Origin of the sequence: Micromonospora sp. DT81.3, assembly GCF_049847225.1 — a bacterium.
In the GTDB taxonomy this organism is placed as follows: Bacteria; Actinomycetota; Actinomycetes; order Actinomycetales; family Microbacteriaceae; genus Microbacterium.
The window spans coordinates 17007-33817 of sequence record NZ_JBNCNY010000015.1 but is presented as its reverse complement, the minus strand read 5'-3'; the positions used below and the strand labels follow the sequence as shown (position 1 = coordinate 33817).

Below are 16811 nucleotides of genomic sequence, written 5' to 3'. Positions count from 1 at the left end.
GGCACCATGTCGGCCATGCGTCATGAACCGAGTTTGGCGAACCGGTCGGGGGTTCATCCGCTACGAACGCCAGAGACTCGCGCGACTCCGTCTCTACTGCGTGGGCGGGAGCATTTGGTCGAGCCGTTCGAGGGTGAGCTCGCCGGCGACGAATTGCTCGACGGGGCTGTGGTCGCTGGCCGGAGGTGTAGTTGTCCACCAGCGGGCTGCCGCCCATCGTGCCGCGTCAGCGTTTTCGGGCGTCGCGGTCTTGGGATTGCCGAGCAGCCTCGAGTTCGCGGTGGAAATGATCGGGTGGACGTTACCCGTTGCGGGGTCAAGCTGGAAGTCCGGGTACTCGTAAGCGGTCGCGAGCCTCAGCCCGAGGAGGAACCCCTTGTCCCGGAGGTAGCGAACCCATTTCAAGCGTTTCGCCTGGTCTTCTTCTGGGCGAAGGACTCGTCCGGCTTCGCCAGCGGGGATGGTCTGTAGCTGATCGAGGAGTTCTTGTTTTTGGTCCCAGTCGTGGTGGCTGGGCGTGTAGTGCGTCTGCCATATATCGAGGGTGTCCCACTGGGCGGGGAACCCAAGCAAAGTGAGGTTTAGGCCGAGCCTGTCGATGTTCTCGCAGACAAACTGAAGGGTGTCGGTGCGCCATCCGTTGCCGGGGTGGATGCGTTCGGTGAGGAAAGCGAGAACCGCGAGAGTGCCGTAAATGCGGCTGCGTGTCTTGGTCAGGGTGAGGTGGGCGAGCTCTGGGATGCCGGTGGGCTCGGCAAGTTGAACGGTGATGTTTTTGTTCCAGAGTCGGGCGTGATGGGCGCAGGTGTTGCGGATGTAGCGGAGATGGTTGAGCCAGTTCCCGGTGAGGGAACCGTCTCCGTTTGGGACGCTGTTGAGGATGCCGAAGGCGGCCGCGATTCGGTCTTGGTGTGCTCGCTCCATCCCGGAGTACAGGCGGGACAGTGTTCCGAAGGACAGGATTTCGGTAACCACCCATACGGGCAACGGTCCGCCGTACTTCGTGGTGAAGTGCGCAACGAACGTCTCGTTGGAGCGGTTCTCCTCGCGGTCGACCTCGCGCAACCACTCAGCATGGTTGCTGTCCAGCCACCTCGAGTACACGAGCTCAGGAGTGCTGCCGGTATGTCCGGTGAACTCCGGTAGCAAATGCGCGGGATCACGGTGCGCATAAGCGTGGCTGCGTCCGAGCATGTGACCGATCCGGAACCGGAGGGAGACTTCAACCATCTCCAGCGCAGCGAAGATACGGATGCGCAGGGCACGATCGAAGTCATAGATCTTGTGCACGGTGCTAAGCGTGGAACCAGCTACGAAGGTCGATTTCCGCCGCTCCGGACGCGCCGTCTCGTCCTCCACCGTTGGCGTTCCCGGAGGGGAGGGCTCAAGTTCCCGGAACAGATGCCAGTAGCCCGAGAGCCGGTAGTAGCCGACGCGTTGGAGCAACGATGTCGCGTACTCCGCGGTCCCGATGTCCAGTCCGCGCTCGGTGAGTCGGTCGACCTGCTCTGAGACTGTGAGGAACGGTTTGGTGTAGGGCTGTCCCATGGGGTGATGTCACCTCGGTTCCAGGGGTCGTGACCGTGGAACGCCCCTCAAAGAAAACTAGCCGCGTCTCCGTAGGCGGAGAACGACGGCTAGCCCTGTTGACACCGATTTTACGTTAGATAGGGCTGGCCCGCAACCGCCCGACGAGACTCACGTAGAAGGTCCGGGAGGGGCTGCGCGTGCCTCATCTAAGAATGTCCGTGTAGCGGATGGTGGTTCCCTGGCCGTGTGCCCAGGGAGCTGTCGATGGCGTCGCGCCGTGAGATCACCAAGAAGTTCGCTCGCGAGTATGTCAGGGCGGGCAGGGTCGAGAAGGGCCGGATGCTGGGACGCGCTGGTGACGGCCACGGGCTGGACCCGCGACCATGCGAGGCGTGCGATCCGGCACGCCACGGCACGCAAGGGCGCCGTCAGAGACCAGCAGCGGCGACCGCGGCCGCGTTGCGAAGTTCTTCGTAGCGATCACGGAGCCCGCAAAGAACATCGCGGAAACCCGCAAGCTTACGCCGAGCGTCGGCAAGTCGAAGGTTGAGGCGGCTTCGGGATCGAGGTGGTCGACACGGAAGGGTGGTACGCGGAGCAGAAGGTGCTTCTCGAAGAGTTCCTTGAGCTTGAAGAGCGGGCGGTGATCGATCGCATGAGCGCGATCCAGCGCGTCGCCGAGAAGGGCATCATGATCAAGATCGTCAAGGCGGACCAGGGATAAAACGGGGTCCTCGTGCTCAAAGGCGTTTTGCGCGGAGTACTGGCGCTTAGTGGATGAGCGATTCGTGCGCGAAAACATCACGCCCAAGGGAGGACGTCGCTAGGGCTCGAAGTTCGAAGCGCCTAGTCGTAGTAGACCGGATCCCCACCATGCCGCCATGTGGACGGCATAGTGCGCGAGCGCTTGTCGGACGAGTTCGAAGTCAGCGTTCGGTTCCTCAATCTCACGCAACGACTCGACAGAAGTGCCGATTACGGCAGCGGCCAGATCGAGACTCATTCCTAGACCCTCGCGAAGCTTCCCGAGGTCGATATTCGAGACGGAGGCTTCGTCCTCGGACGGAATCGGTCGATCCAAGAGAACCATGATGCGCTGTTCTTCGGGTGAGTACACATGCGGGGGGAAGTGAGACGCGGGCCGTCCGGGTGGGGCTGGGCGATGCGCTGGCCTCGGCGCAAGCTCGGAGGCTCGGTCGAGGCGCGACCGCACTTGCTCCGCTTGATACTCCGATATCCGCTGATGTGGCCCGCGGACCAGCGCACCCATGATTCGGAGTTCGAGCATCACTCGTTCTACAGGCAGGCCAAGTTGATGGGCTACTTGATATGCGTCCATACGAATCCTCAATCGCAGCGCTTCCGCCGCATCCTCGTCCCCACGCCACTAGACATTCTCTGCTTGTCCTCCGACACCGAGCGACGGCCTGACAACGGAGCTGGGGCATTATGCTGCGCCGATCCTTGTGCCGAGACGTCCTCTAGTTCACGATGCGATGGAGGAACCGGATGGAACCCTCGACGCGGCGCTTGATGACCGTCAGTTGGCTGAAGTCGAAGCGGCCGGCAGGACCATGCGTGCCGTGGTTGAAGTCGTCGAAGAGGGTAATGACGCTGTCGATGTCGGCGTCAACGAACTCGGCCATCCCGTCGACGTCGTTGCCCGTTCGGGCGAGCAGGTAGTGGATCTTCGCCCGACGGGACACTCCGCCGTTCGGCGTGGGTGGGAAGTTGGGTAGCGACTGTTGGACGACGCGATCGGGAGCTTGTCCGTTGAGGATGCTGGTCAAGATCTCGCGTGCGCTCGTGCAGAAGTGACGGGCGGCGTCGGGGTTACGCGGGCTGAGCGAGAAGAGCGCGCCCGCCCATCGGCTTTGAAGTTCAGGGTCGATGTCAGTTAGCTCGTTCGTCAGTCCCGTGTCCTCGAGGCGGGAATCCTCGTCCTTGACCGCTTCTGGGCTTTCCTCGAGCAGCCTGTTCAAGGCTTCGACGCTGTTTGCCGCCTCGCCTTCTGCCATATTGAGCAGATTGCGCTCATCTGCCCAGGTGCCGGCCGCTGCCGTCGCCTCGACCCGGTGGAACGAGGTTCGAACGGACTGCACAGATGTGGAGTACCTCACGTACCGCGTCGTGGTGGGCCGGGACTGCAGGCGCGCGAGCTCTCCGGCGAGGCGCTGCCGGTTGGTGCGAACCTTCGCGTTGTGTGCCCGAGCGGCAGTGTTGTAGTTATTGATGGCCTGGTTGACGTTGCGCACGGCCTGGTTGTACTTGTTGATCGCCTGGCGCTGCTTGCTCTGGGCCTGCCGCAGCTGGCTGCGCAGCTGCGAAGTGTTGATCCGCTTCACCACGGGGTCACCACCGGATCTTCTCGGGCTTGAACTCGATGGGCGTGCCGTCGCTAATCATCTGAGCCCACTCGGTCAGCTCCGGTTCGGTGATCTTCCCGTCGTAGCGGGCGAACAAGCGTTGCAGCGCCGGTCTGATTTCCTCGACGGGACGACCGGTGTATTGCTGGCGCAACCGGTCGAAGTCGCTGGTCTGCTCCCGCGCCAGCTGCTGTAGGCCGGACTGCGCCGCGGCCGCCATCTGGCGTTTGAACTCGCCCTCATTGAAATTGAGACTGAGACTCATGATTGCTGCAGCTGCTCTCTCGCCTGGGCTGGCGTTCGGGCGTGAAGGGTTGCGCGTTTGGTGGAGAAGTTGTCGTTGTAAGGAGGGCCGGCGAGGACAAGTCGTCGACCCTCCCGTGTGCTCAGCCCTTGCCGAGCGTCGAGCCAGCCTTCGACTTAGCCGGCTTGCTCGACGAGTTGGACGCAAGCGTCTTACCCGCCTTGCTCAGCGCGGCCTTCGAAGGCTTGGACGACCGTGACAACTTCGCCATCGTGCGCTCCTCTCCACTTGAAGGAAGAGGCAGAATCACCCGAGAAGACGGTTGTCAAACTCGCGCAGAGGCCATCGAGCCTCTAGAGTCGAGACGTCCTTCCAGAGACATCTGGGCCCCGATCTGCCGTATGAGAGCTTCGCTCGACTACCGCCGATCGGGGCCCTATTTTGTACGATCCCATCGTACTCGCTCCGGCCGACATATGCCTCTCTGACGACCTGAGGACGCGGAAGGTACACACAGGGAGCCCAATTGCGTTTGAGCGTCCCACGCACGCCCTGGAGGGTGGTTTGGAGCCATTCCTGCGCCGAGTGTGTCCTGCTGAACTACAAACGTGTAATTATTCGATCGCCGCCTTGTAGAAATCCTGCAAGGGGACAGGGCAACCGTCTCTCAGGGATATCGCAAATCTGTCGCCGAAGTCATCGTTGAGGCCCTCAATGAGATTTTTTGATGTGATTCATACGTCAAGTCGGGGGCCTGCCCGATTGCGCACTTTGGCCGCGGATTAGCAGAGGGCTCCCTACGTCGCGGTTAGACGTCGGCGCGTAGGTATGCGTAGACGGTTTCGCGGCTGATGCCGTATTGGCGGGCGAGTGCTGCTTTGGGGACGCCGGCGGCGGCCTTCTCGCGCAGCTCGATCGCGCTGTTGGCGTCGAGTGAGGGGGTGCGGCCGCGGTAGGCGCCGCGTTGCTTTGCCAGGGTGATGCCCTCGCGTTGACGTTCGCGGATCAGCGATCGCTCGAACTCTGCGAAGGCTCCCATCACGTTCAGGAGCAGGGTCGCCATCGCGGTGTCGTCGCCGGTGAAGGTGAGCTGTTCTTTCACGAACTGGACCCGGACCTTCTTTGCGGTGAGCCGGCGCACGATGGCTCGAAGGTCCTCGAGGTTCCGGGCGAGGCGGTCCATGGAGTGCACGAGCACCGTGTCGCCGTCTCGGGCGAAGTCGATCATCCGTTCCAGTTCGGGTCGGTTCGCGTCCTTACCGGACGCTTTGTCCTCGAAGGCACGATCGACGTCGATGCCGTCCAGCTGACGAGCGGTGCTCTGATCGAGGGTGCTCACGCGCACGTAGCCGATTCGTTGACCAGTCACATCCTCACCTCATCTGTCAGGTTGAACTCTAAGAGGCGGTGAGGAACGGTGTCAACAAATTCGGATGGGAGTCTAGTTGGGCGTTTTTCGGCGTATGGTCTGACGTCGGGTTGGTGTGTACCCCAACAACACGCCCACAACCCGCCTGGCGAACACGGCACGCCCTCCGATGTGTTTCGCATTTGACGGTGGGTACCTCGATCCTCCGCCCGACTTTTCAGATGAAGAGTGCCGCTATGGCAGCGCTTGCGATCGCAATCCCGATCGCGATGGCGATCAGCAGTTCTCGGCCGGTGATCCGTTCCTCTCGGACTACCCGGACGAGGAAGAAGGCGGTGATGGGCAGGCCGAGAGCGCCGGCGGTTACCATTCCGGGCGAGTACTCCTCGAATAGCGCTGCGGTCAGGAGATGGAATACTGCGTTCAGCCCGAACTGCACTTGGGCGGCTACGGCAAGGATGACCCAAGTCCCGTGTGCGCCTGCGCGCAAGGCGCGATAGCTCACCAGGAGCACGAACGCCAAGGTCAGGATCTCGAACACCGCGAATGAGAGTTCGGATCTTTCCGCGAAATGTCGGCTCGCCCAAACGGTGAAGGTGGGCAGCTCCTCAAGGATGTGCAAGACGTAGTACCCCGCCGGGATCAGGAAGATTCCACTCCCAAGCACCGCCGGTTGCGTTTCCTGCGCGTCTTGATAGCGAGCCAGCACACTGCACATCCAATCCCCAACGAGGTACTACGAGCGTAGGCAGGCTGTTGCTCATTGTGAGCGACACGGAGCGTGGTCACGCGGAGGGGGGCCGGCTAGTGTGCGTGGTGGTTCGCGTCGGTCTCGTGCTCCAATGACGGGGGGGGGGCGGGGGGGGGGCGACTGACCACTCGTTTCGTGGAGGGATTCGCCGCTAGTCTTCCTTCATTTCGCTGAGGACTTCGAATGGTGATTCGACGTCGCCAGTCCAGGCCTCGATGCCTTCCCGGACGGCGAGGGCGGCGACGATGAGCGCGGCGACGGAGTCGGCCCACCACCAGCCGAACAGGCTGTTGAGGATCAGACCGATGAAGACGGCGCCGGAGAGATAAACGCAGAGCAGCAGCTGTCGCGCGTCGGCGAGGACGCTTTTGGATCCAAGCTCACGACCGGTGCGGATCTCGAACCATGCCAGCAGCGGCATGACAAGCAAGCTAAGCGCGGTGATCCCAATCCCCAGCGGGCTGTGTTCCGGCCCCTCCTGGGAGACGAGACTGACGATCGCGTCGATGGTGACGTAGGCGGCGAGAGCGAAGAACGCCAGCCCGATCGCTCGGACCGTCACCTTCTCCCACCGCTCGGGATCCTTCCGGGTGAACTGCCACGCGATGGCCACGGCGGAGAGGACCTCCACCACAGAGTCCAGCCCGAATCCGATCAGTGCGGCAGAGGATGCCAGCACGCCGGCGGTGATGGCGATGATCGCCTCGAGCACGTTGTACGTGATCGTGAACGCGACTATGAATCGCACGCGCCGATGCAGACGCTCCCGACGGTCCGGCGCCAGCGTTGTCATGATGCGACCTCGCAGCAGCCGGGAACGGTGCAAGACGCATCGATGCACGGGGCGTCCGTGTCGACGGCGAGGGCGACATCGACCAGCGCGGTGAGTGCGGCCGTCAGGTGTGGGTCGGAGATCTCGTAGCGTGTCTGCCGCCCCTCTGGTTCGGCCACGACAATTCCGCAGTCGCGCAAGCAGGTGAGGTGATTCGAGACATTCGAGCGAGTCAATTCGAGGTCCCGAGCCAGCACCGCCGGGTAAGAAGGGCCGTCGAGCAGCATCATCAGGATGCGCGACCGAGTCGGGTCGGCCATCGCCCGGCCGAGACGGTTCATCACGTCAAGACGAGTCGTTATAGTCAGCACCCACTGACTATACAGTCTTTACTGTATGGAGCATGGGTTAGAACCATACGGATGGCGGATCAGTGGATGACGCTCTTGAGCGCAATCATCGCCATCCCGAAAGCGGCCGTGCTGACGGCACCGATGACGCGGATCGGCCAGGCTGCGCCGCGTCGGAGAAATGCGATGTAGCCGAGGACGCCGAGCACCAGCACCCCGGTCCACAGCGCCGCCCATATCGCCACCGGGTCGGGCACTGCCTTGGTCGCGCCGAGGAGGAGGATCGCGGAGGGGATCAGGGCGGAGGCGAGCAGGCCCCAGGAATGGGCGAGGGCTTGACGGAACGACTCCCGGATGCCGAGAACGCGACCGTGATCGAGTCCGTGGTGGGCGACGGTTCCCGCGTACACATGGGCGAGCCAGAACACCACCACGGTGACCAGGACCGTCCAGAAGACTGTCCACGACGTCGAGTCGGCGGTTCCGGACACGACGATCATTCCTGAGACGAGGATGACGCCATACACCGCCTGTTCGGTGGCGAATGCGGTGCGAAGCAGCTCCGTCTTAGGGTCGAGCTCCGCCATGTGGGTGATTGTACGGGCACCCCGGGACCACCGATGTCGACGGATTACCCTGCGTTCCACTATGTAACCCAGCACGAGTCCACGATGCCGGTCGTCGCCCGAGCGACCGTCGGAATCGTCTCCACGAAGGCCCGCGCGTTCTGCTCGAGCGGCGGATATTCGATGACCCGCCACCCGACGATGCCGAAGTCCTCGTCGAGGGCTTGCAGGGCGCAGGCGAATGCGGCGCCGGCCGGGGGAGTGACCTGGAACGACACGGTCACGGTGCGGTCATCGACGATCTCGTGGCCCGTGCCATCGAACCCGACCTCGTTGAGCGTGTTCGAGACGGTCACCCAGGAGAGGGTGCCGACGGATGCTGCGGCGAGGACGGCGACAGTGATCCAGAACGCGCGGCGCCGGCCACGCCGCGGCCCGCGCCCGTACCGCTCGTCGAGCTCTTCCTTCGTGGTCATTGCTTCGCTACGGGCTCTCGCAGTGTCTTGATGGTGGCGCCAGCGGTGAGGAACGCTGCCGCAGCGACGATGTGTGCACCCTCCCAGTACGGCCCTGCGAACAGGAAGGGGTAGAGCGGGTTCCACACGACCGCGATGGCGAGCATGACCGGCACCCACCACCAGTGCCGGGCTTGCACCGCGAACCATCCGATGATGAGCGCCAGGATGGCGATTACGAATCGGACCGCGAGGTAGTACTCATGTCCGATGAGGGAGATGCCGACCAGGGAGGCGGTCGCGGCGATGATGCCCGGGGCGAACGCGTTCCGTTGGTACGGGGGTCGTGGACGTGTCGGCGCTGTGGGCACGTGCGTCTCCTCGGGTTGCTGTCGTTGCAGGTGTCGTGGTCTTGGGACTCGCTGGGGGAACGGGCTGGGGTGCTTTTCAGAGCGGGAGCTGGATGCTTCCAGCCAGGGAACCGAGGAAGGACATCACGGCGGTCCACACTCCGGTGATCATCAGCACCCCGAGGAGGATCAGCAGGGTTCCGCCGATCAGGTTGATGACGCGGATGTGTCGGCGCAGGAATCCCATCGTGTTGCTGGCCCAACCGAGGCCGAGTGCGATCAGCAGGAACGGGATGCCAAGTCCGAGGGAGTACGCCAGTCCCAGGGTCGCCGCGCGGGGGATGTCTCCGGTGTTCGCGGCGATGACGAGGATCGTGGCGAGGGTGGGCCCGATGCAGGGCGCCCACCCGATGCCCATCGCTGCGCCGAGCAGCGGGGCACCGGCCAGGCCCATGTTGTTGCGGATGGTGGGGCGGAGGGTGCGCTGCAAGCGTCCGAACACGCCGATGAAGACCAGGCCCATCACGATCACGAAAACCCCGGAGATCCGGATGAGGATGTCGCGGTATTGCATCAGGTAGATGCCTGCCGCGCCGGTGATGACGAACGCGACCAGGAACACGACAGTGAACCCGCCGATGAACAGCAGCACCCCGGTGATCAGCCGTGAGCGCGTGGCCACCATGGTTCCGGTGTGCTGCTGCGAGCCGCCGGGGGCCGTGCTGGTGGTGGCCATGCCGGAGACGAAGCCGAGGTATCCCGGGACGAGGGGGAGCACGCACGGGGACAGGAACGACAGGAGACCCGCGAGCAGGGCGATTGGGATCGCCGCGAGCAGGGCTCCGTCGTAGACGATCGCGCCGGGCTCCATCTAGCGGCCCTCCTCGATCAGGTCCTTGACGATGGTCCGCAGCGTGGACGGGGAATCGATCGGGCCGGAGATGCGGGCGGCGACGCGGCCCTGGTGGTCGAGCACGAGGGTGGTGGGTGTGGCCTGCACGGGGGCGACCTGGGCGAAGGCGAGTTTCGCGGCACCGCTTTCGACGTCGATGACGCTGGGGTAGGTGATCCCGTAGGTCTCGGCAAACGACAGCGCGGTCGCGGGCTGGTCGTACGTGTTGATCCCCAGGAAGTCGGCGCCGGCGCCCTGAAACTGTTCGTAGACGGCCTGCAGGTGCGGTGCTTCGATGCGGCAGGGACCGCAGGCGGCGTACCAGAAGTTCACCACCAGAACCTGGTCGCGGTACTGGTCACTGGTGACGGTGTCGCCGTTCTCGGTGACGCCCTCGAACTCCACGGGATCGCCGCGTTCTTCGGCGGCGATCTCCACGATCCGGCCATCCCCGGAGATGTAGCCCTTGTTCGTGCCGTCTCGATACTGCTCCGCGAGGCTGTCCCTCGCGGAGCACCCGGTCGCCGCGAGAAGCAGCAACGCGACCGTGAACAGGGCAATGGCGCGGCGGAACCTGGTGCCGCCTCGGGACCAGGAGGTGGTGCTGGTCATTGGGGGACCTCCCGGGAGCGGTCAGCGTCCGCGAGGTTGTTGAGATCCTCTCCTGCCGTGTCCGACACGGGGTGCCGGGAGGTTCTGAGGATGATCAGTCCCGTCATCGCGAAACCGGCGACCAGGAGGATGTCGGCGACGTTCCCGACGAACAGATCGCCATAGGCGATGAAATCGGTCACGTACCCCTGGCCGAAGGACGGCGGGTTGGTGAGCCGGTCGATCAGGTTGCCGACGGTGCCGCCGAGGATCAACCCCAGAGCGATGGCCCACCACACGCCCCGGAGGCGCGTGGCGAACCAGATCGTCGCGCCGGTGGCGAGGACGGCGAGCACGGTCAGGATCCAGGTGCTGCCCGAGGCGAGGGAGAACGCTGCTCCCGGGTTGTAGATTAGGGTCAGGCTGAGCAGGTCGCCGAAAACTGGGAACTGATCGCCAGGCTGCAGCGAGCCCCGTGCGATCGCCTTGGTCGCCTGGTCCAGGATGAGCCCGACGCCGGCGACGACGAGGGTCAGCCCGATCGCGGGCCTAGACATCGTCACCGTCCGGCTCAGCACGCGCCGCGTCGCGGGCGTCTTGCGCGAGCCGCTTCTGGCGCAGCCCCAGGACGGCCACGACGGCTACCGCGAGAACGATCACGATGCCGGTGAGCAACGCCACCGGGAGCATTGCGCCGCCGCCGGTGGCTTCGCCGCCGTATCCGCCGGCAGTGTCGCCCGTGCTCGACGGCGACGGCGTACTGGTCGGGGTGGTCGTCGCCGTGGCAGAGGGCGTCGGTCCGGGCGCGGAGCCGGCAGCAGCCTCTGTTACGGAGAAGTGGAGGTCGGACGAGATCGGGTGCCCGTCGCTGGATACCACCCGCCAGGTGACGGTGTAGTCCCCGGCGGGCAGCCCGGGCGCGACCGCCTGGGTGACGGTGACACCGTCGATCTCGGCGTCTCCCTCGCTGATGACAGCGCCGGCAGCGTCGGTGACCTCGATCACGACGCCGCCCGCGCCGTCCAGGATGTCGCCGCTGAACGTGAGTGACACGGACTTCGGCGGTTCGGTGACCGTCGCGCCGCCCGTGGGGGTGGAGGACACTAGGTCGTCGTGCGCGGCTGCCGGGGATGCGACGGCGGTGATCAGGGCGACCGCGAAGCCAACCGCGAGAGCGCTGCGGAGTGGGCCGCGGATGGGGCTAGCCATGTGGAAGGTGCTCCTCTTGGTAGCTTGCGGGTTCGATCTGGAAGGTGGAGTGCTCGACACTGATCGGGAAGTGCTCAGCGACGCATCCCTGCAGTTGGCGGAGCAGGTCGCCGCCGTTGCCGGCCGCGAGCCATGCGTCCTCGGCCACGACATGCGCGGTGAGGACCGGCAGGTCGGTGGAGATGTGTGAGGCATGCAGATCGTGCACCGCCACTACGTGGGGGAGTTCGAGAATGTGCCGGCGTACGTCGGCGAGGTCCAGGCCCTTCGGCGTGGTCTCCAGCAGCACACTTCCGCTCGCGCGAAGCAGGATGAGGGTGCGGGGGATGATCAGCAGCGCGATCAGGATGCCGGCCACGGCGTCCGCGCGGTACCAGCCGAGCGTCGCGATTAGGATGGCGCTGATGATCACCGCGATCGAGCCGAGCGCGTCGTTGAGCACTTCGAGGAAAGCGGCGCGCATGTTCAGGTTCTCGGACCGCCCGCTGCTCAGCACGATCAGCGAGATGATGTTCGCGACCAGACCGATGATGCCGAAGAGCAGCAGGCTGCCGGAGGAGATCTCGGGTGGCTCGAACAGTCGGCGGACGCCCTCTACGAGGGCGAAGATCCCCACGGCCAGCAGCAGCGTCGCCTGCGCCAGCGCGCCCAGCACTTCCGCGCGGCGGAGCCCCCAGGTGTGCCGGTCAGAAGGGGGGCGATCCATCAGATGTGCGGCTGTCAACGCGAAGGCAAGCCCGATCACATCTGTGAGCATGTGCACCGCATCCACCAGCAGCGCCAGGCTGCCGGTGATGATCGCCCCGATGACCTCTATGACGAAGACGGACAGGGTGATGCAGAACGCGATCAGCAACCGCGAGCGTGGCGTCTTCGCCCCGGCGTGGCTGTGTCCTTCACCCATGACAGATGTCCTTCCGATGATGCGACGCGGTGTTCACAGCAGGGGAGGTCCCTGACAGGCCGGCTCGCATGATGATCGGCCGCTGACGCGATATCCTCCCGAGAAACATCGTCACTGCGCCAGCTCCGCATCGATGGCGCCCGTCACATCTGCCCAGCTCTGGAGGTCCACGAGCTGTTCATCGTTGACGAAGAAGGTGGGCGTGCTGGACACCCCGAGCGCCTGTCCCTCCGCGAAGTCGGCTTGGACCCGAGCGGTCGTCTCCGGGTCGGCGACGTCACGGTCGAACGTGGTCATGTCCAACCCGATCTCCTCCGCGAAGGAGCGGAACAGCTCTGCGCGGGACTCACCCGCTTCACCCCACTCGGACTGGGACTGGAACAGGGCGTGATACATCTCCTCGAACTTCCCCTGCCGGGCCGCCGCTTCCGCGGCAACCGCGGCGTTCGTGGAGTTGAAATGACCGGGCAACGGGAAGTACCGGACCACGTACGTGATCTCCCCGGCGTACTGCTCACGCAGCTCCTCCACGTACGGATACGCGGCGCCGCACGCCTCGCACTCAAAATCGAGGAACTCCACCACCGTCACCGCACCCTCACCCCCGTCATCCAGAACTTGCGAATCCGGTCGCACTGTCTGCGCCGGCCCCGCCGACTCGTCCGCAGGAGCGGGGCGATTGATGAACACCATCACCGCGGCAATCACAATAAGCAACAGGACAACGGCCGCTGACCACAGCAACGGCTTCAAATACGTCTTCACAACACTCCTCAGATAACGACAAGCAAACACACGCTGACACGCCCCGCGGAGGGGCGTCACGGAAACCCCCGAGGGGCCCGCCAATCAGGTGCGGCTGATCGACAACTGAGACAGAGAAGGTGACAACAGGAGCAGAAGCACCGGCATCGCCTGTGGCGGAGAGCCACGCGGTGCGATCCTCAACACCGCGCCCGAGCTGCCCCGCCGCCAGATAAAGCGCGCGACAACAAGCAACACACAACACACGATGATGAAGACGCACACCGTCGCCAGCGCCGATGCATCCGACGTCGACACGCCAGCAAAGACAGCGTCCACAGTAACTTCGCCGACCACAGACGTACCGGCCGGGGCGACCACCACGTCAACATCCCGGTGAGCGCTCAGCGCTCCGACGCCGAGCGTCAGGAGCAACAGGACGGTGGTAATGATTTTCATTGTCAGCAGAACGTGTGAACTCCGCCTCTGAAACGAGAGATCTGCTACACGAGGCATCGCTACACAGTGTATCCGGCACCCACGTCGACCCCGCCCTCAGGTCACTGCGAACGCTGCGGGAGGATGATGTCCTTCGCGCGTCGACGCACGTCGCGTTCTCCGTGCAGAACCTATGCGACCACGGTCGGGTCTGCGGGGATGCGCACCACGGCGCCGCTCATCGCCTCGTGTCCTCGACGTGCGGTGCCGCCAGCTGTCCGCTGCTCCCGCTGTTGCGGATTCTCGCCGCGACGCAATCTGCATGCCGTGAGCAGCGGAGTCGGATTCGTTCACCGGCGTTGGGTCCGGGAATGCGTCCCCGCGCGGTTCGAGATCGTTACAGGACGATCACCCTGTCGCACACGCACATCTCGTCAGAGTAGTAGCACCACCATTCCCAGTGTGAAGCCGTCGGCAGGCTGACCCCACCGTCATCGGCCGCGAAAAGCTGGTCCGTGTCAGCCGTTAGCCATTCCCGCTTACGGGAATCCCAAACATGGTCCTTCACAGAGACTGTGAGATTGGCGACTTCATGCCCAAGGCCCTTCATGACGACCGTGGGTTGGGCCAGGAACGCCGGGAACTCTTCCTGGCTGAACTTCAGGTGGAAGGTGGGCGGCAACGAGTACTCGCTGTCCTCAGACTCCGGTTGGAGTCGTTCGATACGCGGCATCAGGATCCTCCTTCATGCGCGAGTCCCGCGCGGTCTGCTAGCGCGCACACTACTCCCGAGAAAGGTCAGCGACCACCCCTCGCTAGGCCCAGGAGACATCCCGTTTCGGGCGGCAATCACGCGCCGGTGTCGTTGCGGGGCCGAAGTGCTATCCACAGACCGCAACGACGGCATACGAACGCCCCAGCACCGCTTAACGCGTGAAGTTTGTGCCGTGGATAGGCACGGCCGCAGCAGGAACAGTTGAGAGCCCCGGCGACAGCCGCTGTTGCAGTGCTGTCGTCTCTAACCTCGTCGTCCCGGGCGTCGGCCTGATTCGTGCTCATACCTGTATGGTCCTCCAACCTGGGGGGTGGGGAAAGCGCTCGATCTGCCTCACCGCGCCGGGGACCCTTCTCGGCGACCGCGCCTGTCACCTTGTCGCCGCTTGCGGTGCCCGTGCGCGCTCTTGCAGCTGACGGACGAGTCAGCTGGGAAGCAGTTCAGCGAGCAGGATCTGGACGCGGTCGCGGATGTCATCGCGTACTCGTCGAACTTCGTCGAGGTCGAGGTCCGACGGATCTTCGAGCTGCCAATCAAGGTAGCGCTTGCCGGGGTAGAGCGGGCAGGCGTCGCCGCAGCCCATTGTGACGACTGCGTCGGCGGCCCGCACGACGTCGTCGGTGAGTGGCTTCGGGAATTCCTCCGAGACATCTAGCCCGATCTCGCTGAGGACGAAAGCCACTTCGGGAAGGATGCGTTCGCCCGGTTGAGATCCCGCAGATCGAACGTGCACCCTGTCGCCAGCGATCTGTCGGGTGAGTGCCGCGGCCATGTGAGATCGACCCGAGTTCTGCACACATACGTAGAGGATCTCGGGTACGTGCTTGATGATGAGGCCCTTGGACTGGGCCAGGGCGGTGAGGCGGTCCCGGGCGAACTTCTCCGTGAGGCTCGGCAGGTGGGTCTGCACGGCTGCGGTGCGGCCCAGCGCGGTGTAGGACTCGAAGACGACGCGCTCGACGGTTTCCTCGTTCACCATGCCGGTGAACTGGTGAGCCAACCGCTCGGCCGCGCGCTGCAGGACGGAGTCGGGGGAGAGGAGTGCGTCCTGCCCTTTGACGCCGCTCACGCCGCGCCTCGCTCGGGAAGCAGATCGGCGATCAGTGCTTCGATCCGGGTGCGGATGTCGTCTCGGATGGGTCGGACGGCGTCGATGCCTTGTCCGGCCGGGTCATCCAGCTCCCAGTCCTCGTAGCGCTTACCGGGGAAGATCGGGCAGGCGTCGCCGCAGCCCATCGTGATGACTACGTCGGATTCGCGGACGGCGTCGACGGTGAGGATCTTGGGGGTGTTCGCGCTGATGTCGATGCCCTCTTCGGCCATCGCCTCGACGGCAACCGGGTTGATGGAGCCCTTGGGTGCGGAGCCGGCGGAAAGCACTTCGACGCGGTCGCCGCCGAGCGCGCGGAGATATCCCGCGGCCATCTGGGAGCGTCCGGCGTTGTGGACGCATACGAACAGGACGGTGGGCTCATCGGTCATGACGATCTCGCTTTCTAGTCACAGAAAGCATAGACCAGCATCTATGTAACCAGGGAAAACGGCGTCTGAACGTTAAGGGAGGAGTTCGCGCAGCAGCTCGCGCACCCGTGATTCGATGTCGTCTCTGATTTCCCGCACACGCTCGATCGGCTTGCCGACGGGATCCTCGATGTCCCAGTCCAGGTAGCGGCGCCCGGGGTAGATCGGGCAGGCGTCGCCGCATCCCATGGTGACCACGACATCGGCGGCGCGGACCGCTTCGTCGGTGAGCGGCTTGGGGAACTCCCCGCCGAGGGGTACCCCGATCTCGTCGAGCGCGGCGATGACGGTGTGCCGGACGTCGCCGGCGGGGGCGGAGCCGGCCGTGGAGACGGCGACCTTGTCGCCGGCGAGCTGGCGGAGAATCCCGGCCGCAAGTTGCGATCGCCCGGCGTTCTGCACGCACACGAACAGGACGGTGGGAATGCCGGATAGGGCGGAGTCGGCGCGGCTCAGTGCGGTGAGCCGGGCCGCGGCGAACGTCGCCGTCCGGCTGCCCAGCATCGGGGCCTGCTGGTCACGAGCGAGCAATTCGTAGCTCTCCACGACGTTCGCGTGTACGGTCTCCCGGCTGAACACTCCCCGGAAGCGAACGGAGAGGTCGTCGGCGATCCGATCCAGATCCGGGTCCGGGGCGGAGCGAGGAGCATCGCCCAGCAACGCATCGACGCGATCGGCGTGATCGGCCGCGATCGTGTACCAGACACGGCGGCCATCCCGCTCGCGCACGACCACGCCATCCTCGTGCAGTGCCTTCATGTGATGGCTGACCGTGGGCTGGCGTAGTCCGGTTGCGTCAGCGAGTCGGCCGACGAGCGCACGCCCGTCCTCGGACTCACGAATCAGGCGCAGGATTCGCGCCCGGGTGGGATCCCCCAACGCGGTCAGATGACGAACATCCACCCGATTCATAGACGGCAGTCTATCTGCGGGGTGGGGTACCGGCTCAGCGACCGGCGCGGGCGAAGTCCCGTGCTCGTTGGC

The 16811-nt window shown here is 64.5% G+C and carries 23 protein-coding genes; 1 reads left to right on the top strand and 22 read right to left on the bottom strand.

Annotated features, from left to right (window positions below):
- Window positions 1-93 precede the first annotated feature (93 nt).
- Window positions 94-1548 (bottom strand): Abi family protein, encoded by a 1455-nt coding sequence (locus ACPW96_RS21285; protein WP_425885576.1) that lies wholly within the window; start codon window positions 1546-1548, stop codon window positions 94-96.
- A gap of 550 nt (window positions 1549-2098) precedes the next feature.
- On the opposite strand from ACPW96_RS21285, the gene ACPW96_RS21280 reads away from it, so the two are divergent.
- Window positions 2099-2254 carry a hypothetical protein gene (locus ACPW96_RS21280; protein ID WP_425885574.1) on the top strand — a complete coding sequence of 52 codons (156 nt, stop codon included), beginning with the start codon at window positions 2099-2101 and terminating at the stop codon, window positions 2252-2254.
- A gap of 757 nt (window positions 2255-3011) precedes the next feature.
- Here the strand turns inward: ACPW96_RS21280 and ACPW96_RS21275 are convergent.
- The 21 genes from ACPW96_RS21275 to ACPW96_RS21175 all read right to left on the bottom strand — a co-directional run bounded on the left by ACPW96_RS21275 (window position 3012) and on the right by ACPW96_RS21175 (window position 16739).
- Window positions 3012-3878 carry a hypothetical protein gene (locus ACPW96_RS21275; protein WP_425885573.1) on the bottom strand — a complete coding sequence of 289 codons (867 nt, stop codon included), beginning with the start codon at window positions 3876-3878 and terminating at the stop codon, window positions 3012-3014.
- 4 nt (window positions 3879-3882) lie between these two features.
- A complete protein-coding gene (locus ACPW96_RS21270) occupies window positions 3883-4161 on the bottom strand; it encodes a hypothetical protein (protein WP_425885571.1) in 279 nt (92 codons plus the stop codon).
- 121 nt (window positions 4162-4282) lie between these two features.
- Entirely contained in the window at window positions 4283-4411 is a 129-nt protein-coding gene (locus tag ACPW96_RS21265) for a hypothetical protein (RefSeq protein ID WP_425885569.1), read from the bottom strand.
- A 537-nt stretch (window positions 4412-4948) separates the two neighbouring features.
- Window positions 4949-5509 carry a recombinase family protein gene (locus ACPW96_RS21260; RefSeq protein WP_425885567.1) on the bottom strand — a complete coding sequence of 187 codons (561 nt, stop codon included), beginning with the start codon at window positions 5507-5509 and terminating at the stop codon, window positions 4949-4951.
- A 217-nt stretch (window positions 5510-5726) separates the two neighbouring features.
- Window positions 5727-6218: an HXXEE domain-containing protein gene (locus ACPW96_RS21255; protein ID WP_425885565.1), complete on the bottom strand. Its 492-nt coding sequence runs from the start codon at window positions 6216-6218 to the stop codon at window positions 5727-5729.
- 193 nt (window positions 6219-6411) lie between these two features.
- Window positions 6412-7008: a cation diffusion facilitator family transporter gene (locus ACPW96_RS21250; protein WP_425885563.1), complete on the bottom strand. Its 597-nt coding sequence runs from the start codon at window positions 7006-7008 to the stop codon at window positions 6412-6414.
- Window positions 7009-7049: 41 nt separating this feature from the next.
- Window positions 7050-7403: a Cd(II)/Pb(II)-sensing metalloregulatory transcriptional regulator CmtR gene (gene cmtR / locus ACPW96_RS21245; protein WP_425885562.1), complete on the bottom strand. Its 354-nt coding sequence runs from the start codon at window positions 7401-7403 to the stop codon at window positions 7050-7052.
- A 59-nt stretch (window positions 7404-7462) separates the two neighbouring features.
- The gene (locus ACPW96_RS21240; RefSeq protein WP_425885561.1) at window positions 7463-7969 is read right to left on the bottom strand and encodes a hypothetical protein; all 507 of its coding nucleotides are present in this window, start codon (window positions 7967-7969) and stop codon (window positions 7463-7465) included.
- 59 nt (window positions 7970-8028) lie between these two features.
- Window positions 8029-8424 (bottom strand): DUF4307 domain-containing protein, encoded by a 396-nt coding sequence (locus tag ACPW96_RS21235; protein ID WP_425885559.1) that lies wholly within the window; start codon window positions 8422-8424, stop codon window positions 8029-8031.
- Window positions 8421-8774, bottom strand: coding sequence for a DUF6804 family protein (locus ACPW96_RS21230; protein WP_425885557.1), 354 nt, complete (start codon window positions 8772-8774; stop codon window positions 8421-8423). Before ACPW96_RS21230 ends, ACPW96_RS21235 begins: the two co-directional genes overlap by 4 nt.
- Window positions 8775-8850: 76 nt before the next feature.
- A complete protein-coding gene (locus tag ACPW96_RS21225) occupies window positions 8851-9624 on the bottom strand; it encodes a cytochrome c biogenesis CcdA family protein (RefSeq protein WP_425885556.1) in 774 nt (257 codons plus the stop codon).
- The gene (locus tag ACPW96_RS21220; protein ID WP_425885554.1) at window positions 9625-10257 is read right to left on the bottom strand and encodes a TlpA family protein disulfide reductase; all 633 of its coding nucleotides are present in this window, start codon (window positions 10255-10257) and stop codon (window positions 9625-9627) included.
- Entirely contained in the window at window positions 10254-10793 is a 540-nt protein-coding gene (locus ACPW96_RS21215; protein ID WP_425885553.1) for a signal peptidase II, read from the bottom strand. The genes ACPW96_RS21220 and ACPW96_RS21215 overlap by 4 nt, the downstream gene beginning before the upstream one ends.
- Window positions 10786-11445 carry a copper resistance CopC family protein gene (locus ACPW96_RS21210; RefSeq protein ID WP_425885551.1) on the bottom strand — a complete coding sequence of 220 codons (660 nt, stop codon included), beginning with the start codon at window positions 11443-11445 and terminating at the stop codon, window positions 10786-10788. Before ACPW96_RS21210 ends, ACPW96_RS21215 begins: the two co-directional genes overlap by 8 nt.
- On the bottom strand, window positions 11438-12349 hold the full coding sequence (locus ACPW96_RS21205) for a cation diffusion facilitator family transporter (RefSeq protein ID WP_425885549.1): 912 nt from the start codon (window positions 12347-12349) through the stop codon (window positions 11438-11440). Before ACPW96_RS21205 ends, ACPW96_RS21210 begins: the two co-directional genes overlap by 8 nt.
- A 111-nt stretch (window positions 12350-12460) precedes the next feature.
- Window positions 12461-13042: a DsbA family protein gene (locus ACPW96_RS21200; RefSeq protein WP_425885547.1), complete on the bottom strand. Its 582-nt coding sequence runs from the start codon at window positions 13040-13042 to the stop codon at window positions 12461-12463.
- Between the two features lie 156 nt (window positions 13043-13198).
- Window positions 13199-13552, bottom strand: a complete 354-nt coding sequence (locus tag ACPW96_RS21195) for a hypothetical protein (RefSeq protein ID WP_425885545.1) — start codon at window positions 13550-13552, stop codon at window positions 13199-13201.
- 376 nt (window positions 13553-13928) lie between these two features.
- Entirely contained in the window at window positions 13929-14264 is a 336-nt protein-coding gene (locus tag ACPW96_RS21190) for a hypothetical protein (protein WP_425885544.1), read from the bottom strand.
- Window positions 14265-14730: 466 nt separating this feature from the next.
- Complete coding sequence (locus tag ACPW96_RS21185) at window positions 14731-15375, bottom strand: three-helix bundle dimerization domain-containing protein (protein ID WP_425885542.1); 645 nt, start codon at window positions 15373-15375, stop codon at window positions 14731-14733.
- A complete protein-coding gene (locus ACPW96_RS21180; protein WP_425885541.1) occupies window positions 15372-15788 on the bottom strand; it encodes an arsenate reductase ArsC in 417 nt (138 codons plus the stop codon). The genes ACPW96_RS21185 and ACPW96_RS21180 overlap by 4 nt, the downstream gene beginning before the upstream one ends.
- Before the next feature lie 72 nt (window positions 15789-15860).
- Window positions 15861-16739, bottom strand: coding sequence for a metalloregulator ArsR/SmtB family transcription factor (locus ACPW96_RS21175; RefSeq protein WP_425885540.1), 879 nt, complete (start codon window positions 16737-16739; stop codon window positions 15861-15863).
- Between the last annotated feature and the right edge of the window lie 72 nt (window positions 16740-16811).